Annotated in this window: 13 protein-coding genes; 9 read left to right on the top strand and 4 right to left on the bottom strand. The window is 72.7% G+C overall.

The features are described from left to right. Positions 1–2: 2 nt before the first annotated feature. The 8 genes from AB0M29_RS26035 (at position 3) to AB0M29_RS26000 (ending at position 7,658) form a co-directional block, all read left to right on the top strand. Entirely contained in the window at positions 3–1,124 is a 1,122-nt protein-coding gene (locus tag AB0M29_RS26035; protein ID WP_365386758.1) for an MCE family protein, read from the top strand. Beyond that, on the top strand, positions 1,124–2,419 hold the full coding sequence (locus AB0M29_RS26030) for an MlaD family protein (RefSeq protein WP_365386627.1): 1,296 nt from the start codon (positions 1,124–1,126) through the stop codon (positions 2,417–2,419). Before AB0M29_RS26035 ends, AB0M29_RS26030 begins: the two co-directional genes overlap by 1 nt. A gap of 110 nt (positions 2,420–2,529) precedes the next feature. Next, positions 2,530–2,985, top strand: a complete 456-nt coding sequence (locus tag AB0M29_RS26025) for a hypothetical protein (RefSeq protein ID WP_365386756.1) — start codon at positions 2,530–2,532, stop codon at positions 2,983–2,985. A gap of 15 nt (positions 2,986–3,000) precedes the next feature. Next, positions 3,001–3,717, top strand: coding sequence for a hypothetical protein (locus AB0M29_RS26020; RefSeq protein WP_365386625.1), 717 nt, complete (start codon positions 3,001–3,003; stop codon positions 3,715–3,717). 11 nt (positions 3,718–3,728) lie between these two features. Continuing rightward, complete coding sequence (locus AB0M29_RS26015) at positions 3,729–4,322, top strand: hypothetical protein (protein ID WP_365386623.1); 594 nt, start codon at positions 3,729–3,731, stop codon at positions 4,320–4,322. 22 nt (positions 4,323–4,344) lie between these two features. Then, complete coding sequence (locus AB0M29_RS26010; RefSeq protein ID WP_365386621.1) at positions 4,345–5,079, top strand: hypothetical protein; 735 nt, start codon at positions 4,345–4,347, stop codon at positions 5,077–5,079. A 145-nt stretch (positions 5,080–5,224) separates the two neighbouring features. Beyond that, positions 5,225–6,586, top strand: coding sequence for a type I glutamate--ammonia ligase (gene glnA, locus AB0M29_RS26005; RefSeq protein WP_365386619.1), 1,362 nt, complete (start codon positions 5,225–5,227; stop codon positions 6,584–6,586). A gap of 157 nt (positions 6,587–6,743) precedes the next feature. After that, the gene (locus tag AB0M29_RS26000) at positions 6,744–7,658 is read left to right on the top strand and encodes a class I SAM-dependent methyltransferase (protein WP_365386617.1); all 915 of its coding nucleotides are present in this window, start codon (positions 6,744–6,746) and stop codon (positions 7,656–7,658) included. A 26-nt stretch (positions 7,659–7,684) separates the two neighbouring features. Here the strand turns inward: AB0M29_RS26000 and AB0M29_RS25995 are convergent, their stop codons facing one another. From AB0M29_RS25995 to AB0M29_RS25985, 3 genes are read right to left on the bottom strand one after another with little or no spacing between them, the layout of a single operon-like run. Then, positions 7,685–8,710 (bottom strand): TolB-like translocation protein, encoded by a 1,026-nt coding sequence (locus AB0M29_RS25995; RefSeq protein WP_365386754.1) that lies wholly within the window; start codon positions 8,708–8,710, stop codon positions 7,685–7,687. A 52-nt stretch (positions 8,711–8,762) separates the two neighbouring features. Next, on the bottom strand, positions 8,763–10,076 hold the full coding sequence (locus AB0M29_RS25990; RefSeq protein WP_365386615.1) for an MFS transporter: 1,314 nt from the start codon (positions 10,074–10,076) through the stop codon (positions 8,763–8,765). A 3-nt stretch (positions 10,077–10,079) separates the two neighbouring features. After that, the gene (locus AB0M29_RS25985) at positions 10,080–10,967 is read right to left on the bottom strand and encodes an alkaline phosphatase family protein (RefSeq protein WP_365386613.1); all 888 of its coding nucleotides are present in this window, start codon (positions 10,965–10,967) and stop codon (positions 10,080–10,082) included. Positions 10,968–11,271: 304 nt separating this feature from the next. On the opposite strand from AB0M29_RS25985, the gene AB0M29_RS25980 reads away from it, so the two are divergent. Further along, a complete protein-coding gene (locus tag AB0M29_RS25980; RefSeq protein WP_365386610.1) occupies positions 11,272–14,337 on the top strand; it encodes a bifunctional [glutamine synthetase] adenylyltransferase/[glutamine synthetase]-adenylyl-L-tyrosine phosphorylase in 3,066 nt (1,021 codons plus the stop codon). Here AB0M29_RS25980 and AB0M29_RS25975 read toward each other — a convergent pair. Continuing rightward, positions 14,325–15,227, bottom strand: a complete 903-nt coding sequence (locus AB0M29_RS25975; protein WP_365386608.1) for a phosphatase PAP2 family protein — start codon at positions 15,225–15,227, stop codon at positions 14,325–14,327. The two genes, AB0M29_RS25980 and AB0M29_RS25975, sit on opposite strands and share 13 nt — an antisense overlap. Between the last annotated feature and the right edge of the window lie 34 nt (positions 15,228–15,261).

The raw sequence follows: 15,261 nt of genomic DNA, 5'->3' as shown, positions 1-15,261 counted from the left end.
CGGTGGCCGCGAGCGTGGCGCTCGGACTCACCCTGGGCGGCTGCGCGTTCGGCGGGGTGCAGAACATCCCGCTGCCCGGCGGCGCCGACCTCGGCAGCCACCCCTACACCGTCAGAGCCCGGTTCGCTGACGTCCTCGACCTGGTGCCCCAGGCGTCGGTACGGGTCAACGACGTGGCCGTGGGCCGGGTCACCAAGATCGCGCTCGGCCCCGACGGCTGGTCGGCCGTGGTCACCATGAAGGTCAACGGCAAGGTCCACCTGCCCGCCAACGCCTACGCGCACCTGGAGCAGTCCAGCCTGCTCGGCGAGAAGTACGTCCAGCTCTCCGGCCCCAGCGGCACCGAGGCGGCCACCGGCACCCTCGCCGACGGCGCCAGCATCCCGCTGTCGCACACCAACCGGAACCCGGAGGTCGAGGAGGTCTTCGGCGCCCTGTCGATGCTGCTCAACGGCGGCGGCGTCAGCCAGCTCAAGACGATCTCCGTGCAGCTGAACAAGGCGCTCACCGGCAACGAGCCGCAGATCCGCTCGATGCTCTCGCAGGTGAACACGCTGGTCTCCGACCTCGACACCCACAAGCAGGACATCACCGACGCCCTCGACGGCGTCAACGCGCTGTCCGCCACACTCGCCGCGCGCGACCAGAAGATCGGCACCGTACTGACCGGGCTCAGCCCCGGGCTGAAGGTGCTGGAGCAGCAGCGCGGCTCGCTGGTCACCATGCTCCGCGCGCTCGACACCCTGTCCGGCGTGGCGGTGGACACCGTCAACAAGAGCAAGGACGACATGGTCGCCGACCTCAGGGCGCTCGCGCCCACCCTGCAACGGCTCGCCGACGCGGGCAAGGCGCTGCCCGACTCCCTCCAGGTGCTGGTCACCTACCCGTTCACCGACGAGGTGATCAACGGCGTCAAGGGCGACTACCTCAACATCTACCTGGACCTGACCGCGGCCCCCGGCACCCAGCTCATCCCCGAGATGCCGTCGTCGGGCAACGTCTACCCGCCGCCGCCCGACCAACCACAGGCGTCCAAGGCCCAGTTGGACAAGAGGCTGCGCAAGGCGGGCATCCCGCTGCCGCTTCCCCCGGTCACGGGGTCCGCACGGAGCGGAGGCCGCTGATGCTGACCCGCGCCACCGTGCTGAAGAACCTCGCCTTCCTGCTGATCGCCGTCCTCGTGCTCGGTTACATCGGCGTCAGGTACGCCGACCTCGGCCGCTATGTGGGCCTGCGCGGCTACTACACGGTGAAGGTCGAACTCCCGGAGGCGGGCGGTCTGTTCGAGCACGCCAACGTCACCTACCGCGGTGTCTCGGTCGGCCGGGTCGGCCCGATCACCCTCACCGACGACGGTGTCGAGGCGCAGTTGCGGATCAACGACTCCGCGCCGCACATCCCGTCCCACCTCAAGGCCGTCGTCGCCAGCCTCTCCGCGGTCGGCGAGCAGTACATCGACCTGCGCCCCGACACCGACGCGGGACCGTATCTGCGCGACGGCTCCCGGGTGGCCGAGGCCGACACCACCGTCCCCGCCCCCGTCACCAACCTGCTCACCAGCGTCAACGACCTGGCCGGGTCCGTACCGCTGCACTCGCTGCAAACGGTCGTCGACGAGTTCGGCAACGCGTTCAGCGGGCAGGGCGACAACCTGCAGTCGCTGCTCGACGCCGGCGGCCGGTTCATCTCCGCGGCCGACGCCAACCTGCCGGGCGACACCACGCTGATGGTCGACGGGCGGACCGTGCTGCGCACCCAGGCCGACGAGGGCGACGCCATCAAGTCCTTCGCGACCAGCGCCAGTCAGCTCGCCGCGCAGCTCAACACCTCCGACACCGACCTGCGGCGGCTGATCGAGGCCGCGCCCGAGGCGGCGGGCCAGGTCACCGCGCTGCTGCGGGACGTCGGCCCGCAGCTCAGCGTGGTGCTCGCCAATCTGCTGACCACCTCGGACGTGGCGGTCACCCGGCAGCGCGGCATCGAGGAGTTCCTGGTGAAGGTGCCGCAGGTGGTCGCCGCCGGGTCGACGGCCATCGACAGCAAGGGCGCCCACTTCGGCCTGGCCGTCACCTTCTTCGCGCCGCTGCCCTGCACCTCGGGCTACGGCGGCACCACCTACCGCAACGGCCTGGACACCGCGGCGCCCGCCACCGCCCTCAACACCGCGGCCCGCTGCACCGCGCCGCCGTCCTCCGGCACCGATGTCCGCGGCTCCGCCAACGCGCCGGGCGGCGGCGGTGTCCCGGTCCCGGCCCAGCCCGGCTCGGTGCTGCCGACCGCCACCACCTACGGGACGCCCACCAGCGGCGGGTACGGAGGCGTGTCGCCCCCGCTGCCCGGCGCGCTCGCGCTGCCGTCGCTGCCGACCGGGAGCTCCGGCACCATGGCGGACCTGCTGGGTCTGGGGAACCGGCCGTGAGGGCCCCGCGGTTCACCCGCGCTCGCGCCGCCCGCGCCGCCCGCGCCGCCCTCGGCGCCAACCGCCGTGTCCGGCGCACCGCGTGGGGTACGGCGTGGGCCGTCGCCGCCGTGCTCTGCGCGCTGTCCGCCTGGTCCTACGCGGACACCCGCGGCGACTCCGCGCTCGGCTACGCCAAGGCCCGCGACACCGTACTGGCCGCCGGACAGCGGGACATCACCCGGCTGAACACCGTCGACGCCGCACACCTCGACCGCGACCTCGGCGGGTGGCTGGACGCGACGACCGGGCCGCTGCACGACCAGCTGTCACGTACGCACACCGCCGACACCGCCGCACTGAAGGCGTCCGGCACCTCCACCCGGGGCACGGTCACCGACGCGGCGGTCACCGAACTCGACACCCGGGCCGGTACGGCGAAGGTCATCGCGACCGTGCAGGTCCGGATCGCGCCCCGGAGCGGCACGGCCACCACCGACCGCAAGCGGTTCGAGGCGGGCCTGTCCCGTACCCCGGACGGCTGGAAGCTCACGGCGCTCACCGCCGTGCCGGTCGGCGCGAGTTAGGGAGAGGCGGACAGCGTGAGCACCACCAGCGAACCGGCCCCGGACATCACGATCCCGGCGCCGCGCACCTCCCCGGAGAACGCCCCACCGCCCGAACGGCGGCGCCGCTGGCGGCGGTTGACGGCGTGGACCCGGCGGGGTCCGGCCGGGGGACGTGGCCCCGAGCCCGCCGGGGAGCCCGGCGGTGGATCGGCCGCGGAGTCCGGCGGCGCGCCCGGCCGGGCGTGGCTGCGCCGACCCACCCGCCGGACGGCGGCCGTCGCCGCGCTGGCCGCGCTGCTGCTGGCGGCCGGCGGGCTGCGGTACGCCGACCACCGGCTGGCCGATCCGGCCGCCGCCGGAAACCGGGCGCTCACCGACAGCGCCGCCACCGACCGGGTGACCGGCGACGTCAGCAACGCCTTGGGCAAGATCTTCGCCTACACCCCCGACAGCACCGCCGCCACCGAGCAGGCCGCCCGCGATCTGCTCGACGGGACCGCGGCCCGCCAGTACCAGGCGCTCTTCGCGCAGATCCGGCAGCGCGTGGGGGAGCAGCAACTCACCCTCACCACACGGGTGGTGCGGGCGGGCGTCGTGACGCTCACCGCCGACCGGGCCCGGCTGCTGGTCTTCCTCGACCAGACCGCCCAGCGCAAGGGCGCCCCCGCCACCAGCGCCGCCGCCCAGCTCTCCGTCACCGCCCGGCTCGAAGGCGGCCAGTGGCGGATCACCGACCTCACGGCCCGCTAGGAGGCAGGCAGATGGCACGCAACCCCCTCAAGGGCCTCCCCGCCCGGCGCGCCCCGCGCCATCCGCTGCTCGCGGTGGCGCTCGCCCTGGCCGTGGCCGCCGCGGTCGCGGCGGCGCTCACCGGATGGTCCTGGTACGGCGCCGCGCACGACGACGACGCGGCCTTCGCCAGGACCCGCGACACCGTACTGGCCGCGGGCGAGCAGGCCGTGCAGAACATGAACACCCTCGACCACGGCGACCTCGACCACGGCCTGGACATCTGGGAGAGCTCCACCACCGGCGACCTGCACACCCAACTGGTCCAGGGGCGGGCCGACTTCGAGAAGCAGGTCGCCCAGGCGCAGACGGTGAGCACCGCGAAGGTGCTCTCCGGCGCGGTCACCGAACTCGACACCAGGACGGGCAGGGCCAGCGTGATGATCGCGCTGCGGATCACCGTCGTGGCGCCCAGCGCCAAGCCCGCGGTCAAGGAGAGCCGGATGCTCGGCGAACTCACCCGCACCTCCACCGGCTGGAAGCTCAGCGCCCTCGGACAGGCGCCGATGGGCGACAGCGCGGCCTCCCCGCAGCAGCCGTCGCCGCAGCCGTCAGCCGGTCAGTAAGCCGTACGAGAGGACCGCCGCCATGTCGACGACCCGCCACCTCATCAACCGCCAACGCAGGCTGGCCGCCGCCCCGCCGACCCGGGAGCGCCCCGCCGCCCGCCCCCGCCCGGGCACCCCGGGCACCGCGCCACCGGTCGCGGTGGAGGAGCCGGTCGAGGCACCGGCTCCTGACGAGCCCGAGCGGGCCGACGCGGTCGACGAGCCCGTACGCGCCCCGCGCCGCACCCGGCCGCGGCGCGCCACCGTCCTCACCGCTGCCCTCGCGCTGCTCACCGTGCTGCTCGGCGGCCTCGCCGCCTGGTCCGCGAGCCGGGCCTCGGCGCTGCACGATTCGGTCGCCACCGGCAACACCGCGCTCACCGACACCGCCCGCACCAGTGAGGTCAAGGGCACCATCGCCCAGGACGTGAACGCCGTCTTCTCCTACGACTACGCCGACACCGCCCGCACCGACAGCGCCGCCAAGAGGGTGCTGACCGGCCGGGCCGTACAGCAGTACGCCACCATGCTCGCCCAGGTGCGCGCCCAGGCCCCGGCGCAGAAGCTGGTGCTCACCACGACCGTCACCGACACGGGCGTGGAGTCCCTCACCGCCGACCGCGCCCGGCTGCTGGTCTTCGCCGACCAGCGCAACACCGCCACCGCCAAATCCGCCACCCCCGCGTCCACCACCTACGCCGCCGCGATGTTCGCCGTGGACGCCGTCCGCCAGGACGGCACCTGGAAGATCGCCGCCATCGACACCTTCGGCTGAAGAGGAGGGTGAAGGCCCGGCCCCGGGCATGCACTATGGGGGAAGCGGCACCCGCAACGCCACGGAAACGGCGAGGTGGGATGCTCAGGTTCCCCGATGTGGCCCGCGGCGGGGAGCAGGTGGCGTGAGGCAAGGATGGATGGATATGGATAAGCAGCAGGAGTTCGTTCTCCGCACCCTGGAGGAGCGCGACATCCGCTTCGTTCGGCTGTGGTTCACCGACGTACTCGGCTACCTGAAGTCGGTCGCCGTCGCTCCTGCCGAGCTGGAACAGGCATTCGACGAGGGCATCGGCTTCGACGGCTCCGCCATCGAGGGCTTCGCCCGGGTGTACGAGTCCGACATGATCGCCAAGCCGGACCCCGGCACCTTCCAGATCCTGCCCTGGCGCGCGGAGAGCCCCGGCACCGCCCGGATGTTCTGCGACATCCTGATGCCCGACGGCTCGCCCTCCTACGCCGACCCGCGCTATGTCCTGAAGCGGGCGCTGGCCAAGACCTCCGACCTCGGGTTCACCTTCTACACGCACCCCGAGATCGAGTTCTACCTGCTCAAGGACAAGCCGCTGGACGGCGCCCGGCCCACCCCGGCCGACAACTCCGGCTACTTCGACCACACCCCGCAGAACGTGGGCATGGACTTCCGCCGCCAGGCCATCACCATGCTGGAGTCGATGGGCATCTCCGTCGAGTTCTCCCACCACGAGGGCGCCCCCGGCCAGCAGGAGATCGACCTGCGCTACGCCGACGCGCTCTCCACCGCCGACAACGTGATGACCTTCCGGCTGGTGATGAAGCAGGTCGCGCTGGAGCAGGGCGTGCACGCCACCTTCATGCCCAAGCCGTTCTCCGAGCACCCCGGCTCGGGCATGCACACCCACCTCTCCCTCTTCGAGGGCGACCGCAACGCCTTCTACGAGTCCGGCTCGGAGTTCCAGCTCTCCAAGGTCGGCCGCTCCTTCATCGCGGGCCTGCTCAAGCACGCCGGCGAGATCTCCGCGGTCACCAACCAGTGGGTCAACTCCTACAAGCGGATCTGGGGCGGTTCCCAGCGCACCGCGGGCGCGGGCGGCGAGGCACCCTCGTACATCTGCTGGGGCCACAACAACCGCTCGGCCCTGATCCGGGTCCCGATGTACAAGCCCGGCAAGACCGGCTCCACCCGCGTCGAGGTCCGCTCCCTCGACTCCGGCGCCAACCCCTACCTCGCCTACGCCGTCCTGCTCGCCGCGGGCATGAAGGGCATCCAGGAGGGCTACGAGCTCCCCGCGGGCGCCGACGACGACGTCTGGGCCCTCTCCGACGCCGAACGCCGCGCCCTCGGCATCGAACCCCTCCCGCAGAACCTCGGCGAGGCCATCGAACTCATGCAGCGCAGCGAACTCGTCGCCGAGACCCTCGGCGAGCACGTCTTCGACTTCTTCCTCCGCAACAAGAAGCAGGAGTGGGAGGAGTACCGCTCCCAGGTCACCCCCTTCGAACTGATGAAGAACCTGCCGGTGCTGTAGGCGGTGCGGGCCCCCGGGGCGGGGGAGAATTGCTCGCCGGTTCACGGGGGCGTCGTGCGGGGAACACCTGGGGGACACCGGGGGCGAGGAGCGTGCCGGGCAGCTCTCTCCCGGCCCCTCGCCTCACCGGCGTCCGCGATCTTCGAACGGAACCGTTTTGGAAGACACCGAGCAGCTCCCCGCCCCCGCTCGCCTGGCCGATGTGAAGGGCTGGTTCTTCGCGGCGGACCAATTGCTCTTCGACTGGCTGCTCACCCGGCAGAAACAGCGCGCCGAGCCCGGCGACCTGCTGGAGGTGGGCGCGTACATGGGCAAGAGCGCCATCTTCACCGGCAGTTACCAGCGGGTGGGTGAGCGCTTCACCGTGTGCGATCTGTTCGACGGGCCCGCCGACGACACGGCGAACAGCGAGGAGATGGCCAGGTCGTACTCGACGCTGACCCGGCGCGCGTTCGAGGCGAACTACCTGTCCTTCCACGACGAGCTGCCGGTCGTGATCCAGGGCCTGTCGTCGGTGGTGCCCGACCACGTGGAGCCCAAGAGCTGCCGCTTCGCGCACATCGACGCGTCGCACCTGTACGAGCACGTGCACGGCGACATCACCAACGTCCGGGAGCTGCTGACCCCGGCCGGTGTCGTGGTGCTGGACGACTTCCGCGCCGAGCACTGTCCCGGTGTCGCCGCGGCCGCGTGGCAGGCCGTGACCACCGGCGGCCTGCACGTGCTGTGCATCACCGGCACCAAGATGTACGGCACCTGGGGCGACCCGGAGGCGATCCGCGCCGAGCTGCTGGAGTGGCTGGCGACCCGCGACGACATGTGGCACGAGGTGCAGTCGGTCGCGGGCGAGACGCTGATCCGGATCAGCGGCAAGAAGGCCAAGCTGCCCGCGCAGCCGAAGTCCCGCCACCCCGAGCGGGCCGTCAAGGCCGCGCCCAAGGCCGAGCCGGTCCCGGTGGCCGCCGCCGCGCCCCGGCCCGCCTCCCGCCCGCTGCGCCGCCTCGCGGTGAACGTTCTGCCGCCCTTCATCACCAAGGCGGTCGTCTCCGCGAAGCGGCCGGACAGGGCGTAGTCCCCACCGGGCCCCCGCCTGGCCGGTCAGTCCAGCCAGGCGGGGGCCAGCGCCGCGGTGGCCAGGCGGTGGGCGGTGCCCGAGCCGTCGGCGGGGACGGTGTAGAGGTCGGACCCGTAGTCGCCGGGCATGGCGTAGACCAGGGTGTGGTTGTCGGACCAGACGGCCTGGTCGTCGATGTCGCGGTGTTCGGCGACGGGGTGTTCGCGCAAGGTGGCCAGGTCCAGTACGTACAGCCGCCAGGGCGCGTCGGGGGAGGCTCCGGCGACGCGCTTCTTGAAGGCGATACGGGTGCCGTCGGGGGACAGCGACGGGCATTCGACGTTGCCGGTGACGGTGGTGGCGGTCTTCGTCGTCACGTCGCCGTGCATGAGGTAGGTGTGTCCGCCGGTGGCGACGGTCGCGTAGAAGTACCGGTCGTCGGCGAAGGTGACGCCCCAGTAGTTGAGGTCGGCGGCCCGCAGCCGCTTGCCGTCACGGGTCACCGCGTAGTCCTCGAGCGTCGGCTGGAGTGCGCCGGTGCGGGTGTCGAGGATCGAGGTGCGGGTGGAGAAGTGGGTCCCGGCGTAGGAGTCGCCGCCGACGAAGACGGTCCAGGCCACCAGGTGGCCGCTGGGGGAGACGCGGGCACGGGTGGGGATGCCCGCGCCGAGGGAGACGCGGCGGGTGGGGTGGAGCGAGGAGTCCAGGACGACGGCGTCATAGGTGTCGGTGACCGGGCCGCGTTTGGCCTGCAGGCAGATGCCGGTGCCGGCGGCGGCGTAGAAGCGCAGGCACTTCACGCCGGAGGCGGTCCGGGGACCGTTGGGGGTGGCGGCGGGGACGGTGGCGAGTTCGTCGCGGTGCGGGCCCCACGCCATCGAGCGGAAGACGATCCGCGGGCCGCCGCCGGTGGCCAGTGACACCGACCCGGCGGTGACCACGGGACCGCCGGCCTGCGCGTGGTTCTTCCGGTCGGCCCGGTCCGAGGCCCGCCACACCGACACGCCCGCCACACACGCGAGCACCACCACGCAGATGACGAACGCCAGCAGCTTGGCACCCAGCGTCATCGATTCGGGGGGATCGTCGTCCACCGCGGCCTCCACACGCCGATCCGTCGTCTCAGTCATGGGTGGCCTCCTGGCTCTCGACCGGCCGCAGCCGTACCGACATGGCGACGCTCAGGGTGAGCGCGAGTGCCGCTCCGGCGAGCGCGGAGCGGTCGCCCCAGGCGGTCCAGGCCGCCCCGAAGGCGAGGGAGCACACGAAACGGGCCGCCGCCTGGCCGGTCTGCACCAGCGCCAGGCCGCTGGAGCGCAGCGCGGCGGGCACCGAGCCCGCGGCGGCGGCCATCAGCACACCGTCGGTGGCGGCGTAGAAGGCGCCGTGCAGCGTGAGCACCGCGTACGGCAGCACGCCCACCCGCAGATGGGACAGGAGCAGGCCGTAGGCGAGCAGCAGGGCCAGGTGGCCGCCGACGAAGACCCGCCAGCGCCCCACCCGGTCGGCCCACCGGCCCAGCGGTACGGCGAGCAGCAGGAAGGCGGCGGCGGTGCCCAGCGGCAGCAGGGCGAACCACCGGTCGGGCACCCCGAGCCGCCGCTGCAGCAGCAGGTACACGAACGAGTCGCTGACCGTGGCCAGGCCCAGCGCCATCGCACACAACGTCAGGGCGCGCAGCTCACGGCGCCCCAGCAGCGCGACCGCGGCCCGCAAAGACGGCCGCTCGGCAGGGGAGGCGGCGGAGGCGGCGGACGCGGCGGACGCGGTGGAACTCCGCACCGCCGCGCCCGGCGGCCGGGACGGCACGAACAGCAGCAGGACGACCACGCCCAGCGCGGCGACGCAGAAGCTGACGGTGAAGACGGCGTCGTAGCCCTCGGCGGCCTGGCGCAGGATCAGGAAGGCGACGAGCGGGCCGAGGAGGGCGCCGGTGGTGTCCATCGCCCGGTGCACCCCGAACGCCCTGCCCCGGGTGGCAGGCGTCGAGGACAGCGAGATCAGGGCGTCGCGGGGGGCGGTGCGCAGGCCCTTGCCGGTGCGGTCGGCGGCCAGGACCGCGCCGATCAGCGGCAGGGTGTGGACCGCCAGCAGGAGGGGTTTGCACAGTGCGGACAGGGCGTAGCCGAACGCGGCGACGCGTTTGTGGCGTGCGCCGCGGTCGGCCAGATGGCCGCCGACCAGCCGGACGAGCGCGCTGAAGCCGTTGTAGACGCCGTCGAGCAGGCCGAAGCCGAGCGGGGAGAGCCCCAGCCCGGTCACCAGGTACAGCGGCAGCACCGCGGTGACCATCTCGGACGAGACATCGGTGATGAGACTGACCGCGCCGAGCGCGAACACCGTCGTGGTGACAGCGGACGACCGCCCGGGGAACGGGCCCCGGACGGTCGGCGCGGTCGCCGCGGGCGTGCTGCCGCGGCTCTCGCTGACGTACATCGGTCAGTTGGTCCAGATGCCGGTGATGTCGGACGCGGACGCGGCCTGGCCCGCGTGCGTCGACGTGCCCACCAGGTCCTCCAGGGTGCGGAGCAGGTTGTAGTGGTTGTAGGTGGTGCCGTTGGAGCTGCCCGGGGTCACCTGCTGGCCGTAGAACACGGTCGGGATCCGGTTGCCGCTCTGCGAGTTGTCCTCGTCGAAGGTCACCACGAGCAGGCTGTTGTGGGTCTTCGCCCAGGTGGCGTACGCGCCCAGGTTGTTCTTGATCCAGGTGTCACCGGTCGACACCGAGCAGTCGTGCATGTCGCTGCACAGGTTCGGGGTCACGAAGGACATCTTCGGCAGCGTCGAGTAGTCCGTCGGGAACTGCGCGAAGGTCTTCGCCGTGGACGTCGGGATGTTGCTGAAGCCGAACCACGGGTTGTGCTTCTGCGCGTAGTTCCCGCTCTTGCACACCGTCGAGCCCTGGCTGGGCAGCGTCTCGTTGTAGCTGCCCCACGACTGGCCCGCGGCGATGACCTCGGAGCCGAGGTTCGCGGCGGAGCTGAAGCCGGGGGTGATGCAGCTGTCGTCGGTGACGCCCTGGGTGGACCCGGAGAACAGCGCGTAGTAGTTCGGCTGGCTCGGGTGCGTGATGGCGTGCTGCTGCGTCAGGTTCGCGCCGCCGGCCTTCAGCGTGTTGTTGATGTACGGCGCGCTGGAGCTGCCGATGACCTGGCTGTACGCGTGGTTCTCCATGATCACCACGATGGTGTGATCGGGGGTGGGGAGCGCACCGGCCGCGTGCGCGGAACCACCCAGACCGGCCCACAGGCCGGCCGAGGCGGCCGCGAGGCCGACGGCGGATATCAGGGCGGTACGGCTACGGCGGGGCAGGGACCAGCCGGGCACGGCTTACCTCCGGGGAAGGGGACGACGGGGGAGAGCAGTAGTGTGCATGTCAAGGTTAGGGGCTCCTGTGCGTCGCGGGGAGGATGCGGTGGGTGAAGACCTCGCAAACGGTTCACGCCCAGTGGGTGCCCCGGCGTTTCCCGGACAAACCTTGTGAAAGCGCACCTGGGCGCGCACCCGGCCGACCGTGCCGTTTCGGGGCGGGGCGGCGGCGGTTACGCTCGACTCGGCCCTTGATCGGCCCCGCCGCAGCGCCGGGTCGAGGGCCGGGCCCGATCTCGTCCCAGACCCGCCCGGAGGGCTGATGTCACTGCCGCACGGACGCCGGAGCAGCACCTTCTCACGGCTGTTGCGGCACGGCTTCACCGATCCGGCCGCGGCCGAGCGGCTGCTCGAACTGCCCGTGCTCTCCTCGGTACGGGCCGATCCGGTGCTGCTGGAGGCGCTGGGCGTCACCGCCGACCCCGACCAGGCGCTGCTCGGTCTGGTCCGGCTGACCGAGGCGCTGGACGAGGGCGAGCGGCGGACCCTGCTGGACACGGTGACCACCGCCAAGCCGCTGCGCGACCGGCTGCTGGGCGTGCTGGGCGCCTCCGAGGCACTCGGCGACCACCTGGCCAGGCACCCCGCCGACTGGCACGCGCTGGTCACCTACGAGGCCGCCGACCTGCATCCCGGGGTGGCCGAGTTCGTCAACGGCCTGGCCTCCGCGACCACCCCCGACACCCTGCGCGCCGCCTACCGGCGCTGCCTGCTGGGCATAGCGGCCCGCGACGTGTGCGGCACCAGCGACCTGGCGCGTACCGCCGCGGAACTGGCCGACCTGGCCACCGCCACCCTGCGGGCCGCGCTCGCGATGGCCGCCGCCGAGAGCCCGCGGGACGCCGCCGCCTGCCGCCTGGCGGTGATCGGCATGGGCAAGTGCGGCGGCCACGAGCTGAACTACGTCTCGGACGTCGACGTCATCTATGTGGCCGAACCGGCCGACAGTTCCGCCACCCAGGACGGCGCCGAGAGCGCCGCGCTCCAGGCCGCCACCCGGCTGGCCGCCCGGATGATGCGGATCTGCTCCGACACCACCGCCGAGGGCACCATCTGGCCGGTGGACGCCAACCTGCGGCCCGAGGGCAAGAACGGGCCGCTGGTGCGCACCCTGTCCAGCCACCTCGCCTACTACAAGCGGTGGGCGAAGACCTGGGAGTTCCAGGCGCTGCTCAAGGCCCGGCCGGTGGCCGGCGACGAGGCGCTCGGCGAGGAGTACCTGACCGCGATCCGGCCGCTGGTCTGGCAGGCCGCCGAGCGGGACCACTTCGTCACCGACGTCCAGCAGATGCGCCGCCGCGTCATCGACAACATCCCGGCCGCGCACGTCGACCGGGAGCTGAAGCTCGGCCCCGGCGGCCTGCGCGACGTCGAGTTCGCCGTCCAGCTCCTGCAGCTCGTGCACGGCCGCACCGACCCGACGCTGCGCAGCGGCACCACCCTCACCGCCTTGGCCGAACTGGCCGCGGGCGGTTACGTGGGCCGCGCCGACGCGGCCGCGCTGGACGACGCCTACCGCTTCCTGCGGCTGATGGAACACCGCATCCAGCTCCAGAAGATGCGCCGCACCCACCTGGTGCCCGACGACGAGACCGGACAGCGCCGCCTGGGCCGTGGCCTCGGCTTCCGCGCCGACCCGGTGGCCGCGCTCAACCGGGAGTGGAAGCGGCACGCCATGGAGGTACGGCGGCTGCACGAGAAGCTCTTCTACCGGCCGCTGCTGGACGCCGTCGCCCAGCTCGGCGGCGAGGAGACCCGGCTCAGCACCGACGCGGCCCGGCAGCGGCTGCAGGCGCTCGGCTACGCGGACCCCGCCGCGGCCATGCGGCACCTGGAGGCGCTGGCCAGCGGCGTCAGCCGCAAGGCCGCCATCCAGCGCACCCTGCTGCCGGTGCTGCTCGGCTGGTTCGCCGACTCCGCCGACCCGGACGCGGGGCTGCTCGGCTTCCGCAAGGTCTCCGACGCCCTCGGCAAGACGCCCTGGTACCTGCGGCTGCTCCGGGACGAGGGGGCCGCGGCGCAGCGGCTGGCCCGCGTCCTGTCGTCCGGGCGGCTCGCCCCCGACCTGCTGCTGCGCGCCCCCGAGGCGGTCGCCCTGCTCGGCTCGCCGGGCGGCCTGGTGCCGCGTGAGCACGGGGCGCTGGAACAGGAGGTGCTGGCCGCCGTCGGCCGTGCCTCCGGCCCCGAGCAGGCCATCGCGGCGGTCCGCGGGGTGCGCCGCCGTGAGCTGTTCCGTACCGCCGCCGCCGACCTCATCGACACCTACGGGGACGACGCGGAGCCCGCCGACGCGGTCGAACCGGCGGACTCCGCGGCCGCGGCCGCCGCGGCGGAGCGGCCGGTGGACGCCGCCTCGCTGGTCGACCGGGTGGGCACCGCCGTCTACGGCCTCACCTCGGCGACCGTGGCGGGCGCCCTGCGCGCCGCCGTCAACGCCGTCACCGACAACGACGCCCGCCCGCTGCCCACCCGCTTCACGGTGATCGGCATGGGCCGCTTCGGCGGCCGGGAGCTGGGATACGGCTCGGACGCCGATGTGCTCTTCGTGCACGAGCCGGTCGAGGGCACCGAGGAGTCCGAGGCCAGCCGTGCCGCGCTGGCCGTCGCCGACGAGCTGCGCAGGCTGCTGCAGATCCCCACCGCCGACCCGCCGCTGCTCATCGACGCCGACCTGCGCCCCGAGGGCAAGAGCGGCCCGATGGCGCGCACCCTGGCCTCCTACGCCGCCTACTACCGGCGCTGGTCGCTGGTGTGGGAGAACCAGGCGCTGCTGCGGGCCCAGCCGGTAGCGGGCGACGCGGGCCTCGGCGAGCGCTTCCTCGCGCTGATCGACCCGCTGCGCTACCCCGAGGACGGTCTCGACGAGGAGGCGGTACGGGAGATCCGCCGGCTCAAGGCGCGGATGGAGTCCGAGCGGATGCCGCGCGGCGCCGACCCGACCACCCACGCCAAGCTCGGCCGCGGCGGCCTGTCCGACGTCGAGTGGACCATCCAGCTCCTCCAGCTCCAGCACGCCGGCCGGCTGCCGTCACTGCGCACCACCGGCACCCGCGTCGCCCTGGCCGCGGCCCGGGAGGCGGGGCTGATCGAGCCGGACGACGCCACCGTGCTGGACGAGGCGTGGGTGCTGGCCACCCGGGTACGCAACGCGGTGATGCTGGTACGCGGCAGGCCCGGCGACACCTTCCCCTCCGACGGCCGCGAGCTGGCCGCCGTCGGCCGCTACCTCGGGTACGCGCCCGGCCACGTCGGGGACATGCTGGAGGACTACCGCCGCCGTACCCGCCGCGCCCGGGCCGTCATGGAACGGCTGTTCTACGAGGGATGAGCCGGCGCCGAGGCTGACGGCGCCGTGGCCGCGGGCGCCGGATGGCGGGGAAGCCGGTAGACCCAGCGGCCGTACACCGCGTAGACCGCGGTGAAGCCGATGGCCAGGCAGAGCGCACCGCCCACCGCGTCCAGCCAGAAGTGGTTGCCGGTGGAGACGATCACCGTCAGGGTCAGCAGCGGGTAGGCCAGGCCCAGCACCTTCACCCACAGCGGCCTGGCCAGCATCGCGATGGTCAGCCCGCACCACAGCGACCAGCCGATGTGCATCGACGGCATCGCCGCGTACTGGTTGGAGACGTGCGCCAGGTTGCCCGAGGCCATCGAACCCCAGGTGTCGTGCACCTTCACGGTGTCGATGAACCCGCCGCCGACCATCAGCCGCGGCGGGGCCAGCGGATAGAGGTAGAACCCGACCAGGGCCAGCGCGGTGGTCACGAACAGCACCATCCGGGCCGCCCCGTACCGCCCCGGATGCCAGCGGTAGAGCCAGACCAGCACACCGATGGTGATGATGAAGTGCAGCGTGGCGTAGTAGTAGTTCATCCCGACGATCAGCCAGGTCACCGAGTTCATACCGTGGTTGACGGCGTGCTCGACGGCCAGACCGAGATGGTGCTCCAGGGACCACACCGAGTCCGCGTGCCGCAGCGCCGCCGCCCGCTGTTCCGGAACCGCGTTCCTGACCAGTGAGTACAGCCAGTAACTGACGCCGATCAGCAGTATCTCGAACCAGAGCCGGGGTCTACGGGGAGTGCGGATCCGCCTCAGCAGGCTGTGCCGGGCCTCCGTACGGACCACGCCCGTCGCTCCATCGGGGGGAGTGGAACCGGTGGAGCGCGGCGGGGCGGCCGAACGGCCATCCATGGTCTTCGCAGTCGGTTCCCCCATGGGACACCAGTCTGCCAGATTCCGCACGGCTTGC

The organism is Streptomyces sp. NPDC051976 (assembly GCF_040680795.1).
Classification (GTDB): domain Bacteria; phylum Actinomycetota; class Actinomycetes; order Streptomycetales; family Streptomycetaceae; genus Actinacidiphila.
This window is presented reverse-complemented; position numbering and strand designations above follow the sequence as displayed.